Genomic DNA, 22,280 nt, shown 5'->3' on the forward strand with positions numbered 1-22,280 from the left:
CTCAGTCCGCGAGGGACTCGACCAGCACGGCGCGGAACGCGCGCGCGGCCAGGGGCAGTGTCTCGAGCGGCCGGTGCGCCACGGCGATGGAACGCGACAGCGGCGGGTTCTCGAGCCGGGTGCGGCGCAGCCCCGTGCGGGTACCCATGACGATGTCCGGCACGACGGCATGGCCCAGTCCGGACTCGACGAAGCGCAGGACCGAGCCCATCTCGCCGCCCTCGACCGACAGGCTCGGGTCGAAGCCGGCGGCGCGGCAGGCGCGCAGCGTGACGTCGCGCAGGTCGTAGCCCTCGCGGAACATGACCAGCGGCAGGTCCTCCAGATCGGCGACGTCCATCTGCTCGGGCATGTCGGCGTCGGCGGGGCTGGCCAGCACGAGCCGCTCGGTGTAGACGACCGCGGTCTCGAGGTCGGGGATCTGCGAGGCCAGGGGCACGATCAGCAGGGCCAGGTCGATCCGTCCGGTCGACAGCTCGGCGGTGAGGTCGCGTGAGCCGGCCTCGTGGACCTCGAGGTCGATCGCGGGGTGCTCGGCGCGGAACCGGCGCAGCACCGGCGCCAGCAGGCCCTCGACCATCGACGGCGTGGCGCCCATGCGCACCCGTCCGCGCTGCAACGAGGCCACCTCGTGCACCGAGCGGGTCGCGTTGTCGGCCTCGATGAGGATGCGCTGGGCATGGGGGAGCAGGGCCTCGCCGGCACTGGTCAGGTCGATGCCCGCACGGTCGCGGACCAGCAGCCGCGTGCCCAGCGTGTTCTCGAGAGCACGGATCTGCTTGGACAGGGTGGGTTGGGAGACACCCAGGATGTCGGCGGCCCGGGTGAAGCTCCGCTCGTCGGCGACGGCGACGAAGTAGGCGAGGTGGCGTAGTTGCACCCAGCCAGCATAGCCGTCGTCTATGACGGTACGGCTTACTTCGACTTAGCGTGAATCGACGAAGGCGCCTAACCTGACGCCGTGGCCACTTCCCAGATCTCGCGCGTGCCCGCTCAGCGGTCCACGGTCGCGCTGAAGTTCCTGATGGCGGTGACCGGCCTGATCATGGTCGGCTACCTGCTCGTTCACATGTACGGAAACCTCAAGGTCTTCTCGGGCCAGGAGGCGTTCGACAGCTACTCGCACCACCTGCGTGTGCTGGGCGAGCCCTACCTGCCGCGCGAGGGCGCCCTGTGGATCATCCGCGTGGTGCTGCTGGCGTCGATCGTCGGCCATGCGTACGCGGCCATCGTGCTGTGGCGTCGCAACAAGAAGGCGGCCGGCTACACGGGCCGCAAGCGCTACCAGTCGCCGCGCGGCACGCGGGGCGTCCAGCGCAGCTACGCCACCTTCACGCTGCGGTGGGGCGGCATCGTGATCATCCTCTTCGTGATCTACCACCTGCTGCACCTGACCGGGAACCAGATCCACCCCGGCGGCGCGAGCAGCAGCCCCTACCTGCGGGTCGTCAACGGCTTCGAGATCTGGTGGGTGACCCTGTCCTACACGATCGCCATGCTGGCCGTCGGCTTCCACCTGTGGCACGGCGTCTGGAGCGCCCTGACCACCCTCGGTGCCAACCACAGCGGCACCCGGCTGGGATCGCGCCTGACGCCCCTGTCGTGGATCGTCGCGGGCATCATCACCATCGGATTCCTGATCCCGCCCTGGGCGATTCTGCTCGGGTTCGTCGACTGACAAGGACTTGGACATGGCTTTGGACTACTTCACTGTCGGCGACGACATCCGCGACACCGCCGCTCCGAGCGGCCCCATCGAGAAGCGCTGGGACGAGCACCGGGCGCACATGGCCCTGGTCAACCCGGCCAACCGCCGCAAGCTGAGCGTCATCATGGTCGGCACCGGCCTGGCCGGCGCCTCCGCCGCCGCCACGCTCGGCGAGGCCGGCTACCACGTCAAGGCGTTCTGCTACCAGGACAGCCCGCGTCGGGCCCACTCGATCGCCGCCCAGGGTGGCATCAACGCGGCCAAGAACTACCGCAACGACGGCGACTCGATCTACCGGCTCTTCTACGACACGGTCAAGGGCGGCGACTTCCGCGCCCGCGAGTCGAACGTCTACCGCCTCGCGCAGGTGTCGGTGAACATCATCGACCAGTGCGTCGCGCAGGGCGTCCCGTTCGCCCGCGAGTACGGCGGCCTGCTGGACAACCGCTCCTTCGGCGGCGTCCAGGTGTCGCGCACGTTCTACGCTCGCGGCCAGACGGGCCAGCAGCTCCTGCTGGGCGCGTACCAGGCCCTCGAGCGCCAGATCGGCGCCGGCACGGTCGAGATGAACACGCGCCACGAGATGCTCGAGCTGATCATGGTCCCCGATGCCGACGGCACCGAGCGGGCTCGCGGCATCATCGTCCGCGACATGCTCACCGGCGAGATCGAGACGCACCTGGCCGACGCGGTCGTGCTCGCGACCGGCGGCTACGGCAACGTCTTCTTCCTCTCGACGAATGCCATGGGCTCCAACGTCACCGCCACGTGGCGCGCGCACCGCAAGGGCGCCTACTTCGCGAACCCCTGCTACACGCAGATCCACCCCACCTGCATCCCCGTCTCGGGCGACTACCAGAGCAAGCTCACGCTGATGAGCGAGTCGCTGCGCAACGACGGCCGCATCTGGGTGCCGAAGAAGGCCGGCGACGACCGTCACCCGGCGGACATTCCCGAGGACGAGCGCGACTACTACCTCGAGCGCATCTACCCGGCGTTCGGCAACCTGGTGCCGCGTGACATCGCCTCGCGTGCCGCGAAGTACCAGTGCGACGCCGGCAAGGGTGTCGGCCCCGGTGGTCTGGGTGTCTACCTCGACTTCGCCGAGGCCATCGAGCGACTCGGTCGCCCGGCGGTCGAGGCCAAGTACGGCAACCTGTTCGACATGTACGCCCGCATCACCGGCGAGGACCCGTACACGCGCCCGATGCGCATCTACCCCGCCGTGCACTACACGATGGGCGGCCTGTGGGTCGACTACGACCTGCAGAGCAACCTGACCGGCCTGTTCGTGGCCGGCGAGGCGAACTTCTCCGACCACGGCGCCAACCGCCTCGGCGCCTCGGCGCTCATGCAGGGTCTGGCCGACGGCTACTTCGTGCTGCCGAACACGCTGGCGAACTACCTGTCGAAGGCGCCCTACGAGAAGGTCCCCGAGGACCACCCGCGCGTCGTCGAGGCCCGCCAGGCCGTCGAGGAGCGGGTCGAGAAGCTGCTCTCGATCAACGGCACCCGCACGGTCGACTCCTTCCACAAGGAGCTCGGCCAGATCATGTGGGACTACTGCGGCATGGAGCGCACCGAGGAGGGCCTGATGAAGGCCATCCAGATGATCCGCGACCTCAAGGCCGAGTTCTGGAGCAATGTCAAGGTCACCGGTGAGGCCGAGGAGCTCAACCAGACGCTCGAGCGCGCCAACCGGGTGGCGGACTTCTTCGAGCTCGGCGAGCTCATGTGCATCGACGCGTTGAACCGTCGCGAGTCCTGCGGTGGCCACTTCCGCGCCGAGAGCCAGACCGAGGACGGCGAGGCGCTGCGTCACGACGACGAGTTCGCCTACGTCGCCGCGTGGGAGCACACCGGGAGCCAGCCCATCCTGCACAAGGAGCCGCTGGAGTACGAGTACGTCGAGATGAAGGCCAGGAGCTACAAGTGAAGATCACCGTTCGGGTCTGGCGCCAGAAGAGCGCCGACGCCAAGGGCAAGATGGTCACCTACGGGCTGGACGACGTCAGTGAGGACATGTCCTTCCTGGAGATGCTCGACGTCCTCAACGAGCGGCTCACGCTCGAGGGCGAGGAGCCGGTGGCGTTCGACTCCGACTGTCGCGAGGGCATCTGCGGCACGTGCGGCGTCGTGATCAACGGCATCGCGCACGGCCCCGAGGTCACCACGACGTGCCAGCTGCACATGCGCACGTTCAACGACGGCGACGTCATCGACATCGAGCCGTGGCGTGCCGGGGCCTTCCCCGTCGTCAAGGACCTCGTCGTCGACCGCGGCGCGCTCGACCGCATCATCGCGGCCGGCGGCTACATCTCCGCGCCCACGGGCTCGGCCCCCGAGGCCAACAACCTGCCCGTGCCGAAGGAGAACGCCGACCACGCGTTCGAGGCGGCCACGTGCATCGGCTGCGGCGCCTGCGTCGCGGCGTGCCCCAACGGCTCGGCGATGCTGTTCACCGCTGCGAAGATCACGCACCTGGGCCTGCTGCCGCAGGGTCAGCCCGAGCGCGAGTCGCGCGTCATCGGCATGGTGGAGCAGATGGACGCCGAGGGCTTCGGCGGCTGCACCAACATCGGTGAGTGCGCGGCGGCCTGCCCCAAGGGCATCCCGCTCGACGTGATCAGCACGCTGTACCGCGACCTGCGCAACGCGCTGGTCTGATCAGCGACAGAGACGCAAACGAAGGGGTCCGCCGTCCGGCGGGCCCCTTCGTCGTTCGGTCGGTGCGGCCGCCGGGCGGAGGCGCTTCAGGAGCCGTTCATGTGGTGCTGCATCGACGGCGGGCACCCTCACCTGGGAGGCGCCCTCGCGGGCGCTGTGAGCGCGATCTCTTTAATTAGCATGGTTAATGACCTAGGCTAATGACATGCCCACCGAATCCCAGCGTCTCGCCCAGGCGGTGGCCCGACTCAACCGGAGGCTGCGCCAGGAGCGGCAGTCCGAACTGACCGCCACCCAGCTTTCCGTGCTGGGGTCCGTGCGTGTTCTCGGACCGGCCACGCCCAGCCAGATCGCCGCGCGCGAGCGCGTCTCGCAGCCCTCCGTCACCCGGACCCTCAAGTGCCTGCTCGAGGACGCCTACGTCACCAAGAAGCCCCATCCCGACGACGGCCGGCAGGTCCTCATCGCGGTGTCCGAGCTCGGTGAGAAGGTCCTCGCCGAGGAGCGTCAGCGCCGCGACCAGTGGCTCGACCGGCGCCTCGCCACGTTCACCTCCGCCGAACGCGTACGACTCCGGGACGCCACCGACCTGTTGGTCAGGCTCGCGGAGGACGACGCGTGAGCCCCACCTTCCGCAGCCTCTCGATCCGCAACTACCGCGTCTACGCCATGGGCGCGCTGGTGTCGAACGTCGGCACCTGGATGCAGCGCGTGGCGCAGGACTGGCTGATCCTCACGCTCACCGGCAGCGGCACGGCGTTGGGCATCACCACGGGCCTGCAGTTGCTGCCCGCGCTGCTGTTCAGTCCTGTCGCGGGTGTCGTGGCCGACCGGTTCCCCAAGCAGCAGATCCTCAAGATCACCCAGCTGGCGATGGCGCTGCCGGCCGCCCTGCTCGGCGTCCTGGCGATCACCGGCGCGGTGCAGGCGTGGCACGTCTACCTGCTGGCGTTCGTCTTCGGCGTCGGCACGGCGTTCGACGCTCCGGCCCGTCAGTCCTTCGTCGCCGAGATGGTCGGCCAGGAGGACCTGTCCAACGCGGTCGGCCTGAACTCGGCCTCGTTCAACACCGCCCGGATGATCGGCCCCGCGATCGCGGGCCTGCTCATCGCAGCCCTCGGCAGCGGTGTCACGGCGACCGGCTGGGTCATCCTCGTGAACGCCTTCAGCTACCTGGCGGTCATCGTGTCGCTCACCTCGCTCGACGTGCGGCGCCTGCGTCCCTCGCCGGTCTCGGGGAGTCGCAAGGGTGCCGTGCGCGAGGGCGTGCGCTACGTGCGGTCCCGGCCCGACCTGGTACTGCTGCTGACCTGTGTCTTCTTCGTCGGCACGTTCGGGATGAACTTCCAGATGACGTCGGCCCTGATGGCCACCGAGGTCTACGGCAAGGGCGCGAGCGAGTACGGCATCCTCGGCTCGATCCTCGCGATCGGCTCGCTCATCGGCGCGCTGCTGGCCGCCCGCCGCACCCGGCCGCGGCTGATCTTCGTGGTCCTGGCCGGACTGACGTTCGGCATCGCCGAGATCGTCGCGGGCCTCATGCCCAGCTATCTGACGTTCGCGCTCATCCTGCCCGTGCTCGGCCTGGCCTCGCTGACGATGGTGACGTCGGCGAACGGTCTGATCCAGTTGACGGCGGCACCCCAGATGCGGGGGCGGGTCGCGGCGCTATACCTCATGGTCTTCATGGGCGGCACCCCGTTCGGCGCGCCGTTGATCGGCTGGGTCGGCGAGGAGTTCGGCGCTCGGTGGACCCTCATCCTCGGTGGCGCTGCATCGGCCGTCGGCATCGTCGTCGCGACGGCGCTCTACGCCCGGACGCACCACCTGTGGGCGCGCCGGCGGGTCTCACCGGCGGCGCGGCGGATGTTGCGCCGGGAGGGGCTCGACGAGGAGGCTCTCGTCGCTGCCGAGTGAGGTCACGTCGCGCTCGCCGAGCTTGACCACGACGATCCCGGCGACGACCAGCGCCGCTCCGAAGCACTGCCACGGACCGGGCGCCTGGTCCAGCAGGACCCACGCGAACGCCAGCCCGGCGGCGACCTCGGTCAGCGCGACGAACGACGCGAGCCGGCCGCCCAGGTGACGCGCCGCCGCGATCCCGGTGACGTACGCGAGAGCGGCGGCCACGAAGCCGAGCAGGGCCACGGGCAGCCACCACGGCACGGACCCGGTCGAGAAGACCACCGGGTCGGTCGTCATGGTGAACGGCACGATCCCGAGCGCGGCCACGGTCCAGAACGAGACCGACGCCACGACGAGGCCCCCGGCGGCCAGCGTGAGCGGCGGCAGGCCGCTCGATTGGTCGGCCGACATGACGAAGTAGGTGGCCGCACCGGTCATCGCGATGAGCGCCAGCGCGACGCCCACGAGGTCGATCTGCGTGCCGCCGAGGACGTCGAGCAGCAGGACCAGGCCGACCGCGGCCACGAGCGCACCCACCAGCGTGAACCGGCCGGGCCGCTGGCCGTGGGCGAACCACATCCACAGCACGACCGCGACGGGGGCGGTGTACTCGATGAGCAGGGCGATGCCGACGTCGAGCCGCTGCACGGCCATGAAGTAGAAGAGCTGCGCGCAGACCACGGCCGAGAGTCCGTAGACCACGATCGTGCGGGCGTGCGTCAACAGCAGCCGGCTGCGGCCGCGCACGGCGAGCAGGCCGGGGACGAGCAGGACGGCCGCGGCGAGGGTGACGCGGACGGCGAAGGCGGCGCCGGGGGACCAGCCGGCGTCCATGAGGCCGCGTGCCAGCGTGCCGGAGGTGCCGAACGCGAGCGCTGACGTGAGCGCCAGCAGCAGGCCGGTCGGCGTGTGCCGCAGGGCGGCGGTGTCAGGAGCGTCGGGCCTCATGGGTCCTGACACTAGGGGTCCGTGTCGTAAGGTGTCAACATGGCTTTCACTCCTGACGTCGCCGACGCCCTCGGCGCTGCCGCCGAGCTGGCCAATTCCGCCGACGAGCCGGACACCCTCGAGGCCGTCGAGGACCTGACCGAGTTCTTCGATCGCTGGGAGTACACCGGCGCCAGGCCGCGGAGTCGTGACGACCTCGAGGCGGTGCGGGGGATCCGCGCCCGCCTCCGCGAGCTGTTGACCGCCGACCGGGCCGCGGCCGTCGACCTGGTCAACGCGGTGCTGGCCGAGCAGCAGGCGGTGCCCCGGCTCGTCCGCCACGACCACCTCGACTGGCACGTGCACGCGATCGCCGACGACCGGCCGCTGCACGAGCGGATCCTGGTCGAGACCGCGATGGCGATGATCGACCTCATCCGTGCCGACGACCTCGGTCGCATCGGCCGGTGCGCAGCGAGCGACTGCGACGGCGTCGTCGTCGACCTGTCGCGCAACCGGTCGCGCAAGTTCTGCAGCACCACGTGCGGCAACCGTGAGGCGCAGGCCGCCTACCGGGCCCGGCAGGGCTGACGGGGAATCCGCGCGGTGACGCGCCGTCCCCGCATCTGAGATGGCGGCGAGGTACGGGTCGGTCGGCGTAGACTCGACAGGTCATGACCCTCCAGGAATCCATCGCCCGCGCCGTGGAGACGGCGACCCCCGACCTCATCGAGCTGCGTCGGGACCTGCACGCCTTTCCCGAGTTGTCGTGGCAGGAGGAGCGGACCACCGACCTGGTCTACGCGTGGATGGACAAGCTGGGACTGAGCCCGCAGCGGTTCGAGGGCACCGGTCTCTCGGTCGACATCGGCCCGTCGGGCGGCCCGATCGTGGCGCTCCGCGCCGACCTCGACGCCCTGCCGATCCTCGACACCACGCAGGACCCGTGGCGCTCGAAGAACCCCGGTGTCGCCCATGCCTGCGGCCATGACGTCCACATCTCCGCGCTGATCGGCGCGGCCACCGCCCTGGCCGAGGCCCACCGCACGATCGGCCTGCCGACGCGGGTGCGGCTGATCTTCCAGCCCGCCGAGGAGGTCATGCCCGGCGGCGCGCTGCGGCTGCTCTCCGACGGCGTGCTCGCCGGCGTCAGCCGGATCTTCGCCCTGCACTGCGACCCCTCGCTCGACGTCGGCCGGGTCGGCATCCGCGAGGGCGCCATCACCGGTGCGTCCGACCAGATCCACGTCGTCCTCAACGGGCGGGGCGGCCACACCTCGCGGCCGCACCTGACCGAGGACCTCACGTTCGCCCTCGGCAGCCTCATCACCCAGCTGCCCGCCGTCCTGTCACGCCGCTTCGATCCGCGTGCCGGGGCCAGCCTCGTCTGGGGTCAGGTCAGTGCCGGCAACGCCGCCAACGTCATCCCCGCCGTCGGCGAGCTCAAGGGCACGCTGCGGATGCTGGACGCGGCGGCGTGGCACGAGGCCGAGCACCTGGTGCGCGGGATCATCGCCGACATCGTCGAACCCTTCGGCGTCGGTGTCGACCTGACCTACACCCGGGGCGTGCCGCCGGTGGTCAACGACTTCGCCGTGACCGAGCGACTGCGTCAGGCGGTCGCCAGCGCGCTCGGGCCCGAGGGTGTCGCCAGCACGTCGCAGAGCCTCGGCGGCGAGGACTTCGCCTGGTACGTCGAGACCCTGCCCGGAACGATGGCGCGCCTCGGCACCCGCACGCCCGGCGGCCCGACGTACGACCTGCACCAGGGCAACCTGCGGGTGGACGAGCGCGCCATCGCCGTCGGCGCGTTGGTGCTGGCCAACGCCGCGATCGCCTGACGCAGCGGTCGGCTCAGACCTCGGGCTCGGACTGGGCGGGATCGTCCTCGCCGCGCACGACGACGACCGGGCAGAACGCGTTGCCCACGGCGTGCTCGCTGACCGAGCCGAGCATCAGGCCCTTGAAGCCGCCCAGGCCGCGCGGGCCCACGACGAGCAGCGCGGCGCCGCGGCTGGCCTCGACGACGACCGTGGCCGGCTGGCCGCGCTCGACCTTCAAGGTCACGTCGACGTCGGGGTACTCGGCCAGGATCTCGCGCGTCGACTCCTCGAGGCGCTCGCGGACGGCATCGGCGAAGTCCGAGGCCGGCGGGACGTAACCGAACTCCTGGGTCTTGGGCTTCGGCGCGGTGCGCATCGTCCAGGCTCGGATGACCAGGACCGGGAGCTTGGCCCGATCGGCCAGGGCCAGGGCCCAACGCAGGGCGTGGTCGGAGAAGTCAGAGCCGTCGTGTCCGACGATGATGGGTCCGGAGAGGAGCATGACTCGATCCTAGGCCCGCAGGGGTTTGATTACGGTTCGGTGACAGTTGGCGGAGGAATGACGAACTTGGTCATCGGCCGCCATTTCAGCGCTTAACCTCATCTGGACATCGCTCGCGCCCTCCTTTCCGGGCGCAGCTCCTGAGGAGGAAAAAAGTGCGTCGATTGAACAAGCTGACCGCAGCGGCCGCCGTGACCGCCCTGGTCTTCGCCGGAGCCGGTTGCGCCAAGAAGAGCACCGACGACGAGAGCGCTGCTGGCGAGGACTGCGTCGAGAAGGGTGACGTCAAGGTCGGCATGGCCTTCGATGTCGGCGGTCGTGGAGACCAGTCCTTCAACGACTCGGCAGCCAAGGGCCTGGACAAGGCCGCCTGCGAGCTCGGCTTCGAGGTCAAGGACGCCGAGGCCCAGGACGGCGAGCCCGAGTCCGCTCGTGAGGAGCGCCTCCAGCAGCTCGTCGACGCCGGCTACAACCCGGTGATCGCCGTCGGCTTCGCCTACTCCGCCTCGGTCGACAAGATCGCCAAGGCCAACCCCGACGTCAACTTCGCGATCGTCGACGACGGCGTCAAGGGCGACAACATCAGCAACCTGCTGTTCGCCGAGGAGCAGGGCTCGTTCCTGGTCGGCGCCGCGGCCGCCCTCAAGTCCGAGAGCGGCAACATCGGCTTCGTCGGCGGTGTCGACACCGAGCTGATCCACAAGTTCGAGGCGGGCTACAAGGCCGGCGCCAAGGCCGTCAACCCCGACATCAAGTTCCAGTCGGTCTACCTCTCCACGCCGCCGGACTTCAGCGGCTTCGGTGACCCGGCCAAGGGCAACACGGCCGCCACCGGCATGTACGAGAAGGGCGCCGACGTCGTCTACCACGCGGCCGGCGGCTCGGGCGGCGGCGTCTTCCAGGCGGCCACCGACGCGAAGAAGTGGGCCATCGGCGTCGACTCCGACCAGGCCAAGACGGCCGACGAGTCGGTCCGCGGCAGCATCCTGACCTCGATGATCAAGAACATCGACGTCGCGGTGTACGACTTCCTCAAGGGCGTCGAGGCCGGCGACATCAAGACCGGCCCGCAGATCTACGACCTCAAGGTCGACGGCGTCGGCTACTCGACGACCGGCGGTCACGTCGACGACATCGAGGACCAGCTGAACGACTACAAGCAGAAGATCATCGACGGGACCATCAAGGTCTCGGCGAAGTGATCGCGTCCTCGAAGCACTGAGGACCGCGGCCCGGCCCCTGCGCGATAGCGTGGGGCCGGGCCGTTCCTGTGAGTCCGCCGACCACCCCAGAAGGTGACATCGTGAGCAAGACATCGACCGCCGCCGGCACCCCCGCGAGCAGCCCGTCGGACGTCGTCGTCCGCCTGCGCGGGGTCGGCAAGACCTTTCCCGGCGTCATCGCCAACCACGACGTCGACATCGACATCCACCGCGGCACGATCCACGCGATCGTCGGCGAGAACGGTGCCGGCAAGTCGACGCTGATGAAGATCCTCTACGGCGTCCAGAAGCCCGACTCCGGCACGATCGAGCTCGACGGCCAGGCGGTCACCTTCGCCACGCCGTCCGATGCCATCGCGCACGGCATCGGCATGGTGTTCCAGCACTTCATGCTGGCCGACAACCTCACCGTGCTCGAGAACGTCGTCCTGGGTGCCGAGAAGATGCACGGCATCGGCGACAAGGCACGCGCGAAGATCCGTGAGATCTCGGACGCCTACGGCCTGGGCATCGAGCCCGACGACCTGGTCGCCGACCTCGGCGTCGGCGCGCGCCAGCGCATCGAGATCCTCAAGGTCCTGTACCGCGGCGCCCGCATCATCATCTTGGACGAGCCCACCGCCGTGCTGGTGCCCCAGGAGGTCGACGAGCTGTTCGACAACCTGCGTGAGCTCAAGGCCGAGGGCCTGGCGGTCCTGTTCATCTCCCACAAGCTCGACGAGGTGCTCTCGGTCGCGGACGAGGTCACCGTGGTGCGTCGCGGCACGACCGTCTCGACGGTGCCGGCCGACAGTGTCACCTCCAAGCAGCTGGCCGAGCTCATGGTCGGCTCGGAGCTGCCCAGCCCCAGCACCGAGCTGTCCACCGTCACCGACATCGAGGTGCTCGAGGTCGTCGACCTGGGCCTGCCCGACCCCCGCGGCGGACGCCCGCTGCTGGACGGCATCTCCTTCCGGATCCACCGCGGCGAGATCCTGGGCATCGCCGGCGTCGAGGGCAACGGCCAGGCCGAGCTCGTCGAGGCCATCATGGGCATGCGCCCCGACACCACGGGCCGCATCGAGCTCAATGACGGCGACATCGCCGGCTGGTCGACCCGACGCCGCCGCGAGGCCGGGATCGGCTACATCCCCGAGGACCGTCACCGCCAGGGCCTCCTGCTGGACGCGCCCCTGTGGGAGAACCGCGTGCTCGGTCACCAGACCCGCGAGCCCAACATCGCCGGGCCGCTCATCGACCGTCGCGGCGCCCGCGCCGACACCGAGCGCATCGTGCGCGACTACGACGTCCGCACGCCGGGCATCGACACCCTCGCGCGGGCCCTGTCCGGCGGCAACCAGCAGAAGCTGATCGTCGGCCGCGAGATGAGCGACGAGCCGAGCCTGCTGATCGCGTCCCACCCCACGCGCGGCGTCGACGTCGGCGCTCAGGCGGCGATCTGGGACCACATCAAGCGTGCCCGCCGCGAAGGCCTGGCGGTGCTGCTGGTCTCGGCCGACCTCGATGAGCTGATCGGCCTGTCCGACACGATCGCGGTGCTGCTGCGCGGTCGGCTCGTGGGCACCTTCGATCCCGGCGCGGTGACGCCACAAGAACTCGGCTCGGCCATGACCGGTGCCACCGACGAGGAGGACCGCTCATGACGCAGTCGCGACTGACCCGGGTCGGGTTGGCGTTGGCCGCTCCGGTGCTGGCGCTGGTGACGGCGTTCCTGATCACGAGCCTGGTGCTGATCCTGGCCGGCGACGACTGGCTCGGCGTCTGGAGTCAGATCCTCAGCTGGCCCAGCAACCGCACGATGGTCAACATCGTCAACTCGGCCACCGTCTACTACCTGTCGGCCGTCGCCGTGGCGATCGGGTTCCGCATGAACCTGTTCAACATCGGCGTCGACGGCCAGTACCGCATCGCCTCCTTCGCCGCGGCGTGGGTCGCCGGCGAGGCGTTCCTGCCGGGCCCGTTCAACATCGCCCTGGCCCTGCTCGCGGGCATGCTCGTGGGCGCCATGTGGGCCGGCATCGCGGGTCTGCTGCGCGTCACCCGTGGCGTCTCCGAGGTCATCTCGACGATCATGCTCAACGCGATCGCGACGGCCGTCGTGGCCTACCTGCTGCGCAAGGTCGCCGTGCGCGAGGAGGGCAGCAACATCATCTCCACGAAGCCGCTGCCCGAGAGCAGCCGGATCCCGGGCATCCCGTTCCTGGGTGGCGAGATCTACGGCTTCGTGGTGGTCGCCGTCATCGTCGGCATCGGCTACTGGGTGCTGATCAACCGCACGCGCTTCGGCTTCGACCTGCGGGCCGCCGGTCAGTCCGAGACGGCCGCGGTCGCCTCGGGCATCAACGTCAAGAAGATGATGCTGGTGACGATGCTGATCTCGGGCGCGATGGCCGGTCTGGTCGGCCTGCCGCTGCTGTTCGGTCAGGCCTACGCGTACGGCTCGACGTTCCAGTCGGGCCTGGGCTTCGCCGGCATCGCCATCGCGCTGCTGGGCCGCAACCATCCCATCGGCATCGCGATCGGCGCCCTGCTGTTCGCCTTCTTGGACCAGCAGTCCAACCCGTTGCAGATCCTGTTGGACGTCTCGCCCGACATCGTCAAGGTCACCCAGGGCGTCATCGTGCTGACCGTCGTCATCGCCTACGAGGTCGTCCGCCGCTACGGCGTGCGGCTCGAGCAGCGTCAGGTGGCGGCCGCCCTGGACCCGGAGTACCGGCAGAAGGAGGTGTCGGCATGAGCGTCCGTACCGACCCCATGACCACCCCCGCCCCCGCCAAGCGCGTCCGGCTCGGCTGGCCCTGGCTGCTGATCGGCATCGCCGGCGTGCTCGTCGTGATGTCGCTGCTGCGCCTCATCACCGGCGTCGACGACCTCGACTCCTCCGGCACGATCCGCGCGACCCTGATCGCGGCCGTCCCGATCGGCCTGGCCGGTCTCGGTGGCCTGTGGTCCGAGCGTGCCGGCGTCGTCAACATCGGCCTCGAGGGCATGATGATCCTCGGCACCTTCGGTGCGGGCTACTTCGGCTACTTCTACGGCCCCTGGCAGGGCGTCCTCGGCGCCATCCTCCTGGGTGCCGCCGGCGGCCTGCTGCACGCGGTGGCCACCGTCTACTTCGGCGTCGACCACATCGTCTCGGGCGTCTCGATCAACATCATCGCCGCGGGCGCGGTGCAGTACCTGGCCGGCATGGCGTTCAGCGGCGTGCCCGGCGGCGGTCAGACGCAGTCCCCGCCGATCGACCGGTTGCCCAGCATCACGATCGCCGGGCTGTCCGACCCGTTGGGCGAGATCGAGCAAAAGCACTGGTTCTTCATCTCCGACGTCGCCTCGGTCCTGCGCGCGCTGGTCACCAACATGTCCGTGCTGACGATCATCGCGATCGGACTGTTCGTGCTGACCTGGTGGCTGCTGTGGCGCACCGGCTTCGGCCTGCGACTGCGCTCGTGCGGCGAGTCGCCCGCGGCCGCGGAGTCGCTGGGCGTCAACGTCTACCGGTACAAGTTCATCGCCGTGATCGCCTCGGGCGGTCTGGCGGGCCTGGCCGGCGGCTTCCTGGCGCTGGTCGCGGCCAACGCGTTCCGCGACGGGCAGACCGGCGGGCGCGGCTACATCGGCCTGGCGGCGATGATCTTCGGCAACTGGCGACCCGGCGGACTGTTCGCCGGCGCCACGTTGTTCGGTTACACCGACACGCTGCGTCTGCGCGGTGGCGGCGAGACCGTCCACGCGCTGCTGCTGCTGGTCGCGGTCTTCCTGGTCATGCTGGCGATCTGGCAGTGGCGCCAGCACGGCCGCCGCTCGGCCCTGATCGCCGCCGTCCTGGGCATCGTCGTCGCGGCCATCTACTTCGTCAGCGACGAGATCCCCAACGAGCTGGCCACGATGACGCCGTACGTCACCACGCTGCTGGTGCTGGCCGTCTTCAGTCAGAACCTGAGGATGCCCGCCGCCGACGGCGCGATCTATCGGAAGGGGTCGGCCGGATGAGCGGCTTCGGCTTCACCCCGCCCCAGGCGCCCGTCGACTGGGACGCCCTGCAGAAGTACGCCACCGAGGTCATGGGGCGTGCCTACGCGCCGTACTCGAAGTACAAGGTCGGTGCCGCCGGGCTCGTCGAGGACGGCCGGGTCGTGCTGGGCTGCAACGTCGAGAACGCCGCCTACGGCGTGGCCCTGTGCGCCGAGTGCGGCATGGTCTCGGCGCTGCACTCCACCGGCGGAGGTCGCCTGCGCGCGGTCGTCTGCGTCGACGGTCAGGGTCGCCTGCTGATGCCGTGCGGCCGTTGCCGACAATTGCTGTGGGAGAACGGCGGCGCCCAGTGCCAGCTGTTGACCGCCTCGGGAGTGAAGACGATGGCAGAGGTGCTCCCGGACGCCTTCGACGTGACGGACTTGGACGACGCATGAACACCCTGACGACCTTCGACCCGACCGATGCGGACTTCCTGCGCGATCCGTACCCGGCCCTGGCCGAGCTGCGCCGCGAGGGACCGCTGGTGTGGCACGAGCCGTGGTCGATGTGGCTGGCCACCGACCACGCGACGGTGGGCGCCGTGCTCAAGAAGCGCGCGTTCGGACGGCTGTGGCACGACTGGGAGCCGGTCGAGGAGATGGAGTCCTTCAACGCCCTGCACCGCAACCAGCTGATGGAGAACGAGCCGCCCGCGCACACGCGGATGCGGCGCCTGCTGGCCGGCGCGTTCGGGCGCGGCCACGTCGAGCGCATGCGCCCGCGCATCGAGGCACTGGCCGCCGACATGGTCGCGGCGCTGCCCGAGACGTTCGACGTGCTGGCGGACTACGCCGAGCCCATGCCGGTCTACGTCATCTGCGACCTGCTGGGAGTCCCGCGCGAGGACCACGAGGACCTGCGCCGCTGGAGTCAGGCCATCGTGCACATGTACGAGACCGACGTCGACGAGGACACCAAGCGTGAGGCCGTCGAGGCCAGCACGGCGTTCTCGGACTACGTCCGAGAGGTCATCGTGATGCGCCGGCGCGAACCGGGCGAGGACCTCGTCAGCGACCTCATCGCCGAGACCGACGCGGGCAAGGGCTTCTCCGACGACGAGCTCGTCGCCACCGTGGTGCTGCTGCTGAACGCCGGCCATGAGGCCAGCGTCAACACCTTCGGCAACGGCTTCCACGCGCTGCTGACCCACCGCGACCAGCTGGCCCGCGTGACCAGTGGCGAGGTGTCGATCGAGACGGCGCTCGAGGAGCTCATCCGGTTCGACGCGCCGCTGCAGCTGTTCGAGCGCACCGCCACGAAGGACGTCGAGGTGTCCGGTCAGGTCGTCACCGCCGGCCAGAAGGTGGCCTGCCTCATGGGCTCGGCCAACCGCGACGCCGCGGTCTTCGAGGACGCGGACACGTTCGACGTCGGGCGCGATCCCAACCCGCACGTCGGGTTCGGCCTGGGCATCCACTTCTGCCTCGGCGCGCCGCTGGCCCGCCTCGAGCTGGGAATCACGCTGAGCACGCTGCTGGACCGGTTCCCCGACCTCGTCCTGGCGGGCGAGGCCCCGCGCCGCCCCACGTGGGTGCTGCGCGGCTATGAGAGCATCCGGGTGTCGGCATGACCGAGCGCTTCGCCCCCACCGAGGTCATCGTCGCCAAGCGTGACGGCCACGAGCTGACCGACGACCAGATCGACTGGGTCGTCGACGCGTACACCCGTGGCGTCGTCGCCCCCGAGCAGATGTCGGCGCTCGCCATGGCGATCGTCCTCAACGGCATGAACCGCCGTGAGATCGCCCGCTGGACCGCCGCGATGATCGCCACCGGCGAGCGGATGGACTTCTCCACCCTCTCGCGTCCCACCGCCGACAAGCACAGCACCGGCGGCGTGGGCGACAAGATCACCCTGCCGCTGGCGCCGCTCGTCGCCGCGTGCGGTGTGGCCGTGCCGCAGCTGTCGGGCCGCGGCCTGGGCCACACCGGCGGCACCCTCGACAAGCTCGAGGCGATCCCCGGATGGCGCGCGGCGCTGTCGAACGACGAGATGATGACCCAGCTCGAGGATCTCGGTGCCGTCATCTGCGCCGCCGGCTCGGGCCTGGCCCCGGCCGACAAGAAGCTCTACGCCCTGCGCGACATCACCGGCACCGTCGAGGCGATCCCGCTGATCGCCAGCTCGATCATGAGCAAGAAGATCGCCGAGGGCACCGGTGCGCTGGTGCTGGACGTGAAGGTCGGCTCCGGCGCCTTCATGAAGAACCAAGCCGATGCGCGCGAGCTGGCCGAGACGATGGTGGCGCTCGGCACCGACGCCGGCGTGCGCACCGTGGCGCTGCTGACCGACATGTCCGTGCCGTTGGGCCTGACCGCGGGCAACGCCCTCGAGGTCCGCGAGTCGGTCGAGGTGCTCGCCGGCGGTGGGCCCGCCGACGTGGTCGAGCTGACGCTCGCCCTGGCCCGCGAGATGCTCGCCGGCGCCGGGGTCCACGACGTCGACCCGGCCGACGCCCTGGCCGACGGTCGCGCGATGGACGCCTGGAAGGCCATGATCCGCGCGCAGGACGGCGATCCCGATGCGGAACTGCCCACGGCTCGCGAGACCGAGGTCGTCACGGCCGACTCCGATGGCGTGCTGACCTCGCTGGACGCGTACGCCGTGGGCGTCGCCGCCTGGCGCCTCGGTGCCGGCCGCTCCCGTCCGGGCGAGGACGTGCAGGCCGGTGCCGGTGTCGAGATCCACGCCAAGCCCGGTGACACCGTGCGCGCGGGCCAGCCGCTGCTGACCCTCCACACCGACACGCCGGAGCGCTTCGAGCGAGCGCACGAGGCCCTCGGGGGTGCCTGGTCCATCGGCGACTCCGCCGTGCCGACCACGCCCTTGGTCATCGACCGCATCAGCTGACTGCCCAAGGCATGTTGTCGCCTCCCCGGGCAAACTTCCCTGGGGAGGCGACGGTTTACCACGGGACCGTGGTAAACCGAACCGCTCCGCGTCGCGGGGGCGGGGACGGAAAGGTCGACACGATAGGTTCGGTGCCATGCGCATCCTGAACGACAGAGACGAGATCGCCGCTGCGGCCGGGACCGAGCTGGGCGTCAGCCCGTGGACCGAGATCCACCAGGACCGCATCGACATGTTCGCCGACGCGACCGGCGACCGCCAGTGGATCCACGTCGACCCGGAGCGCGCGGCCGAGGGGCCCTTCGGCGCCACCATCGCGCACGGTTACCTCACCTTGTCGTTGCTGCCGTTCCTCGGCGCCTCCGTCTTCGCCTTCGCCGGCGACCGCGCCCGCGTCAACTACGGCCTCAACCGCGTGCGGTTCATGGCGCCCGTCCTGGTGAACTCCAAGGTGCGCCTGCGCGTCGAGGTGTTGGAAGTCCAGAACATCGAGAAAGGACAGCAGGTGACCTTGCAGCACACCGTCGAGATCGAGGGCGGCGCGAAGCCCGCCTGCATCGCCGAGACCGTCACCCTGTTGATGGACGCCTGACGTGAGGGCCACGACGGAGCAGATCGCCGCAGTCCCCAAGGTCGCGCTGCACGAGCACCTCGACGGGGGCGTCCGCCCCGAGACCGTCGCCGAGATCGCCCTCGAGATCGGGCATGAGCTGCCCGCCGCGCCGGAGCGGCTCGGTGCGTGGTTCGAGGAGGCGTCGTCGTCCGGCTCGCTCGAGCGCTACCTCGAGACGTTCCAGCACACCACCGCCGTCATGCAGCGGCCCGAGGACCTCGCCCGCGTCGCCCGTGAGGCCGTGCTCGATCTGGCGGCCGACGGTGTCGTCTACGCCGAGCTGCGCTGGGCACCCGAGCAGCACCAGGGTGCCGGTCTCTCGATCGAGGAGACCGTCGAGGCCGTGCAGTCCGGCATCGACGAGGGCGTGGCCAACGTCCGTGCCGGCGGCCGCACCATGGTCGTCGGCCAGCTGCTCACCGCCATGCGTCATGCGACCCGGGGTCTTGAGATCGCCAAGGTCGCCGTCGAGTACCGCGACCGTGGCGTCGTCGGATTCGACATCGCCGGCGCCGAGGACGGCTTCCCGCCGATCCTGCACCTCGAGGCGTTCGAGTACCTGCGCCGCGAGAACATGCACTTCACGATCCACGCCGGCGAGGCTTTCGGGTTGCCGTCGATCTGGCAGGCCGTCCAACGTTGTGGCGCCGATCGGCTCGGCCACGGGGTGCGGATCGTCGACGACATCGACTTCTCGGGCACGCCCCGGCTGGGTCGCCTGGCCTCCTACATCCGCGACCGGCGCATCCCGCTGGAGATGTGCCCCTCGTCGAACCTGCAGACCAGCGCCGTCCCGGGGATGACCTCGATCGCCGATCACCCGATCGGCCCGCTGGCCGAGCTGGGCTTCCGCGTCACGATCAACAGCGACAACCGCCTCATGAGCGGCACGTCGATCGGCCGCGAGATGAGCTTGCTCACCGACGCGTTCGGCTACAGCCTGGGCGACCTGCGCTGGTTCACGGTCAACGCGATGAAGAGCGCCTTCCTGCCCTTCGACGAGCGCCTCACGCTCATCAACGACGTCATCAAGCCGGGGTTCGCCGCCCAGGTCGACTGACCGGATCCCTCCAGCCCCGAGATTTGCTCCCATTTCCACCTTTCAGACCCTCTGAAAGGTGAGTTTGGGAGCAAATCTGGCTTAGCGGGAGGTGAGGGCGCGGTACGCCTGCCGGGGGTGCATCGGCACGCAGCCCGCAGCGAGAGCCTCGGCGATCACGCGGGGCTGGTCCTTCATGAGCCGCCAGCCTCGGCGGACCAGGGTTACCGGGGGCTTGCGCGACTCGCGCAGGTCGCGCGCCAATCGCAGGGCGAACACGAGCGGGCGTGGCCGGGTCAGGCAGATGGCCGCGTCGAGCACGCCCGCCTCGCGGCAGTCGTCGATGATCTCGGTCGCGAACAGGCCCTCGGCGATGAACCGGTCACCGGTCAGGACGACCTCGCGCGTGCCCGTGGCGCGACTGACTGAGATGTCGTAGACCGGCACCTGCGTGCGGCCCACGGTGCACAGCTCGTTGATGGCCCGCATGGCCGCCGCGCGGTCCCACGAGCCGGGATGGTCCCAGTCGGCGATGCCGAGCGTGCTCAGCGGCAGCTCGGGGTGGTCGGCGGGATGGTAGAAGTCGTCCAGCCGCAGCACCGTCCACCCGAGCCGCTCGGACAGGTGGGACTTCCCCGAACCGGAGGGACCGGCCAGGATCACGACGTGCGGCATGGACTCCAGCGTATCGAGGCGAACGGGCTGGTCAGACGGGTGGTCAGACGCCGATCGGGTGCCACACGGTCTTGTGTTCGAGGAACGGCGTGATCCGTGCCAGCGACTGCTCGGTCGGCGTGCCGGGGCGCAGGACGCGCTTGAGGTTGATCGCCGCCTCGGCCTCGAGGTCGCGCGCCACCTCGGCGTCGTCGACGCCGGTCAGGTCGAGCGCGTTGACGTCCAGGTGTGCGGCGAGCCACGGGCCGGTCTCGGCGATGTCGCCGGTCAGGATGTTGACGACACCACCGGGGACATCGGACGTCGAGAGGATCTCCGACAGGGTGATGGCCGGCAACGGGCGCTCGAACGACGAGATGACCACGGCGGTGTTGCCCGAGAGCAGCACGGGTGCCAGCACCTCGACCAGGCCTAGCAGTGAGGACTGCTGCGGTGCCGCGATCACCACGACGCCGGTGGGCTCGGGCGAGGTGAGGTTGAAGAACGGGCCGTTGACCTGGTTGGCGTTGCCCGTCACCTGCGAGAGCTTGTCGGCCCAGCCGGCGTACCAGACCCACGTGTCGACGGCGGTGTCGACGATCGTGTGCGCCTGCTTCTCCGAGACACCCTCGGCGGCCCGCACCTCGGCGACCAACTGGTCGCGCCGGCCCTCGAGGACCTCGGCGACGCGGTAGAGGATCTGGCCCCGGTTGTACGGGGTGCGCTTCGACCAGCCGCCGAACGCCTTGCGGGCGGCCGAGACCGCGTCGCGGCCGTCCTTGCGCGAGGCCTTCGAGGCGTTGGCCAGGAAGCGGCCGTCCGAGGAGGTCACCTCGTAGGTGCGGCCGGACTCCGAGCGGGGGAACGCCCCGCCGATGAACAGCTTGTAGGTCTTGCGGACGTCGAGTCGGTCGCTCACTTGCTTCCCTCCAGGTAGGAGGCCAGCCCGTGCCGGCCGCCCTCGCGTCCGTAGCCGGACTCCTTGTACCCGCCGAACGGCGAGGCGGGGTCGAACTGGTTGAACGTGTTGGCCCAGACCACACCGGCGCGCAGCTGGTCGGCGATCGCGAGGATCCGCGAGCCCTTCTCGGTCCAGACACCCGCGGAGAGGCCGAACGGCGTGTTGTTGGCCTTCTCGACGGCCTCGGCCGGGGTGCGGAAGGTCAGCACCGACAGCACGGGGCCGAAGATCTCCTCGCGGGCGATGCGGTGGGCCTGCGTGACGCCCGTGAAGATCGTCGGGGCGTACCAGAAGCCACGCTCGGGCAGCTCGCACGGAGCGCTCCAGCGGGTGGCGCCCTCGTCATCGCCGGCGGCGGCCAGGTCGCGGATGCGGCCCAGCTGCTCGGCCGAGTTGATCGCGCCGACGTCGGTGTTCTTGTCGAGCGGATCGCCCAGGCGCAGCGTGGCCATGCGGGCCTTCAGACGCTCGAGCACCTCCTCGGCGACGCTCTCCTGCACCAGCAGGCGCGAGCCCGCGCAGCACACGTGGCCCTGGTTGAAGAAGATGCCCCGGACGATGCCCTCGATGGCCTGGTCCATGGGTGCGTCCTCGAACACGATGTTCGCGGCCTTGCCGCCGAGCTCGAGGGTGAGGCGCTTGTCCGTGCCGGCGACCGTGCGGGCGATCTCACGACCGACCGGGGTGGAGCCGGTGAAGGCCACCTTGTTCACGTCGGGGTGCGACACCAGCAGGCGGCCGGTCTCGCCGGCGCCCGTGACGATGTTGACGACACCGGCCGGCAGCTCGGCCTGGCGGCACACGTCCGCGAACAGCAGGGCCGTCAGCGGGGTGGTCTCGGCCGGCTTCAGCACGACCGTGTTGCCGGCGGCCAGGGCGGGCGCGACCTTCCAGGCCAGCATCAACAGCGGGAAGTTCCACGGGATGACCTGCGCGGCGACGCCCAGGGGACGCGGGTTCGGGCCCAGGCCCGCGTGATCGAGCTTGTCGGCCCAGCCCGCGTGGTAGAAGAACCACTGCGAGACGAGCGGCACGTCGACGTCGCGCGACTCCCTGATCGGCTTGCCGTTGTCGAGCGTCTCGAGGACCGCGAACTCACGGCTGCGCTCGGCCAGGATGCGCGCGATCCGGAACAGGTACTTGGCCCGCTCGCGGCCGGGCATGGGGCCCCAGACCTTCTCGTAGGCGGTGCGAGCGGCACGGACGGCGCGGTCGACGTCGGCCTCGTCGGCCTCGGCCACCTCGGCCAGGACCTCCTCGGTCGCGGGGTTCACGGTCTTGAAGGACGTGCCACCGCCGTCGGTGAACTCGCCGTCGATGAACAGGCCGTAGCTGGCGGCGAGGTCGACGATCGAGCGCGACTCCGGCGCGGGTGCGTATTCGAACTTGGGCAT

Annotated in this window: 22 protein-coding genes; 16 read left to right on the plus strand and 6 right to left on the minus strand. The window is 70.0% G+C overall.

Annotation, left to right across the window (positions count from 1 at the left end; translation table 11 throughout):
- Position 1 precedes the first annotated feature (1 nt).
- Positions 2-880 (minus strand): LysR family transcriptional regulator, encoded by an 879-nt coding sequence (locus GL325_RS07830; protein ID WP_187411540.1) that lies wholly within the window; start codon positions 878-880, stop codon positions 2-4.
- An 81-nt stretch (positions 881-961) separates the two neighbouring features.
- Between GL325_RS07830 and GL325_RS07835 the strand changes: the two genes are divergently transcribed.
- The 5 genes from GL325_RS07835 to GL325_RS07855 all read left to right on the plus strand — a co-directional run bounded on the left by GL325_RS07835 (position 962) and on the right by GL325_RS07855 (position 6,292).
- Entirely contained in the window at positions 962-1,678 is a 717-nt protein-coding gene (locus GL325_RS07835) for a succinate dehydrogenase cytochrome b subunit (protein ID WP_187411539.1), read from the plus strand.
- Between the two features lie 13 nt (positions 1,679-1,691).
- Positions 1,692-3,644: a fumarate reductase/succinate dehydrogenase flavoprotein subunit gene (locus GL325_RS07840; protein ID WP_154596585.1), complete on the plus strand. Its 1,953-nt coding sequence runs from the start codon at positions 1,692-1,694 to the stop codon at positions 3,642-3,644.
- Positions 3,641-4,375: a succinate dehydrogenase/fumarate reductase iron-sulfur subunit gene (locus GL325_RS07845; protein ID WP_187411538.1), complete on the plus strand. Its 735-nt coding sequence runs from the start codon at positions 3,641-3,643 to the stop codon at positions 4,373-4,375. The genes GL325_RS07840 and GL325_RS07845 overlap by 4 nt, the downstream gene beginning before the upstream one ends.
- A 205-nt stretch (positions 4,376-4,580) precedes the next feature.
- Positions 4,581-4,997 carry a MarR family transcriptional regulator gene (locus tag GL325_RS07850; protein ID WP_187769168.1) on the plus strand — a complete coding sequence of 139 codons (417 nt, stop codon included), beginning with the start codon at positions 4,581-4,583 and terminating at the stop codon, positions 4,995-4,997.
- Entirely contained in the window at positions 4,994-6,292 is a 1,299-nt protein-coding gene (locus tag GL325_RS07855; RefSeq protein ID WP_187769169.1) for an MFS transporter, read from the plus strand. The genes GL325_RS07850 and GL325_RS07855 overlap by 4 nt, the downstream gene beginning before the upstream one ends.
- Here the strand turns inward: GL325_RS07855 and GL325_RS07860 are convergent.
- Complete coding sequence (locus GL325_RS07860) at positions 6,224-7,228, minus strand: DMT family transporter (protein WP_187769170.1); 1,005 nt, start codon at positions 7,226-7,228, stop codon at positions 6,224-6,226. The two genes, GL325_RS07855 and GL325_RS07860, sit on opposite strands and share 69 nt — an antisense overlap.
- Before the next feature lie 39 nt (positions 7,229-7,267).
- On the opposite strand from GL325_RS07860, the gene GL325_RS07865 reads away from it, so the two are divergent.
- Together GL325_RS07865 and GL325_RS07870 are read left to right on the plus strand one after the other, a co-directional pair.
- The gene (locus GL325_RS07865) at positions 7,268-7,798 is read left to right on the plus strand and encodes a CGNR zinc finger domain-containing protein (protein WP_154596588.1); all 531 of its coding nucleotides are present in this window, start codon (positions 7,268-7,270) and stop codon (positions 7,796-7,798) included.
- An 83-nt stretch (positions 7,799-7,881) separates the two neighbouring features.
- Positions 7,882-9,048 (plus strand): amidohydrolase, encoded by a 1,167-nt coding sequence (locus tag GL325_RS07870; protein WP_187769171.1) that lies wholly within the window; start codon positions 7,882-7,884, stop codon positions 9,046-9,048.
- A 13-nt stretch (positions 9,049-9,061) separates the two neighbouring features.
- On the opposite strand, the gene GL325_RS07875 is transcribed toward GL325_RS07870, so the two are convergent.
- Entirely contained in the window at positions 9,062-9,532 is a 471-nt protein-coding gene (locus GL325_RS07875; protein ID WP_154596590.1) for a universal stress protein, read from the minus strand.
- Positions 9,533-9,687: 155 nt separating this feature from the next.
- Here GL325_RS07875 and GL325_RS07880 point away from each other — a divergent pair, with 155 nt between their 5' ends.
- The 9 genes from GL325_RS07880 (at position 9,688) to GL325_RS07920 (ending at position 19,292) form a co-directional block, all read left to right on the plus strand.
- Entirely contained in the window at positions 9,688-10,734 is a 1,047-nt protein-coding gene (locus GL325_RS07880) for a BMP family protein (protein ID WP_374209343.1), read from the plus strand.
- A 101-nt stretch (positions 10,735-10,835) separates the two neighbouring features.
- Positions 10,836-12,398, plus strand: a complete 1,563-nt coding sequence (locus GL325_RS07885) for an ABC transporter ATP-binding protein (protein ID WP_187769172.1) — start codon at positions 10,836-10,838, stop codon at positions 12,396-12,398.
- On the plus strand, positions 12,395-13,492 hold the full coding sequence (locus GL325_RS07890; protein ID WP_154596591.1) for an ABC transporter permease: 1,098 nt from the start codon (positions 12,395-12,397) through the stop codon (positions 13,490-13,492). The genes GL325_RS07885 and GL325_RS07890 overlap by 4 nt, the downstream gene beginning before the upstream one ends.
- Positions 13,489-14,745: an ABC transporter permease gene (locus GL325_RS07895; RefSeq protein WP_154596592.1), complete on the plus strand. Its 1,257-nt coding sequence runs from the start codon at positions 13,489-13,491 to the stop codon at positions 14,743-14,745. Before GL325_RS07890 ends, GL325_RS07895 begins: the two co-directional genes overlap by 4 nt.
- Positions 14,742-15,164: a cytidine deaminase gene (locus GL325_RS07900; RefSeq protein ID WP_154596593.1), complete on the plus strand. Its 423-nt coding sequence runs from the start codon at positions 14,742-14,744 to the stop codon at positions 15,162-15,164. The genes GL325_RS07895 and GL325_RS07900 overlap by 4 nt, the downstream gene beginning before the upstream one ends.
- Positions 15,161-16,339 carry a cytochrome P450 gene (locus GL325_RS07905; protein ID WP_187769173.1) on the plus strand — a complete coding sequence of 393 codons (1,179 nt, stop codon included), beginning with the start codon at positions 15,161-15,163 and terminating at the stop codon, positions 16,337-16,339. Before GL325_RS07900 ends, GL325_RS07905 begins: the two co-directional genes overlap by 4 nt.
- Positions 16,336-17,619 carry a thymidine phosphorylase gene (locus GL325_RS07910; RefSeq protein WP_187769174.1) on the plus strand — a complete coding sequence of 428 codons (1,284 nt, stop codon included), beginning with the start codon at positions 16,336-16,338 and terminating at the stop codon, positions 17,617-17,619. Before GL325_RS07905 ends, GL325_RS07910 begins: the two co-directional genes overlap by 4 nt.
- Positions 17,620-17,755: 136 nt before the next feature.
- Positions 17,756-18,211 (plus strand): MaoC family dehydratase, encoded by a 456-nt coding sequence (locus GL325_RS07915; RefSeq protein WP_154596596.1) that lies wholly within the window; start codon positions 17,756-17,758, stop codon positions 18,209-18,211.
- A 1-nt stretch (position 18,212) separates the two neighbouring features.
- The gene (locus GL325_RS07920; RefSeq protein ID WP_187769175.1) at positions 18,213-19,292 is read left to right on the plus strand and encodes an adenosine deaminase; all 1,080 of its coding nucleotides are present in this window, start codon (positions 18,213-18,215) and stop codon (positions 19,290-19,292) included.
- A gap of 81 nt (positions 19,293-19,373) precedes the next feature.
- On the opposite strand, the gene GL325_RS07925 is transcribed toward GL325_RS07920, so the two are convergent.
- From GL325_RS07925 to GL325_RS07935, 3 genes are read right to left on the minus strand one after another with little or no spacing between them, the layout of a single operon-like run.
- The gene (locus tag GL325_RS07925) at positions 19,374-19,946 is read right to left on the minus strand and encodes a uridine kinase (protein WP_187769176.1); all 573 of its coding nucleotides are present in this window, start codon (positions 19,944-19,946) and stop codon (positions 19,374-19,376) included.
- Between the two features lie 43 nt (positions 19,947-19,989).
- Positions 19,990-20,844 carry an aldehyde dehydrogenase family protein gene (locus GL325_RS07930; RefSeq protein ID WP_187769177.1) on the minus strand — a complete coding sequence of 285 codons (855 nt, stop codon included), beginning with the start codon at positions 20,842-20,844 and terminating at the stop codon, positions 19,990-19,992.
- Entirely contained in the window at positions 20,841-22,280 is a 1,440-nt protein-coding gene (locus GL325_RS07935) for an aldehyde dehydrogenase family protein (protein WP_154596598.1), read from the minus strand. Before GL325_RS07935 ends, GL325_RS07930 begins: the two co-directional genes overlap by 4 nt.

It is taken from the genome of Aeromicrobium sp. 636 (genome assembly GCF_024433585.1).
In the GTDB taxonomy this organism is placed as follows: Bacteria; Actinomycetota; Actinomycetes; order Propionibacteriales; family Nocardioidaceae; genus Aeromicrobium; species Aeromicrobium senzhongii.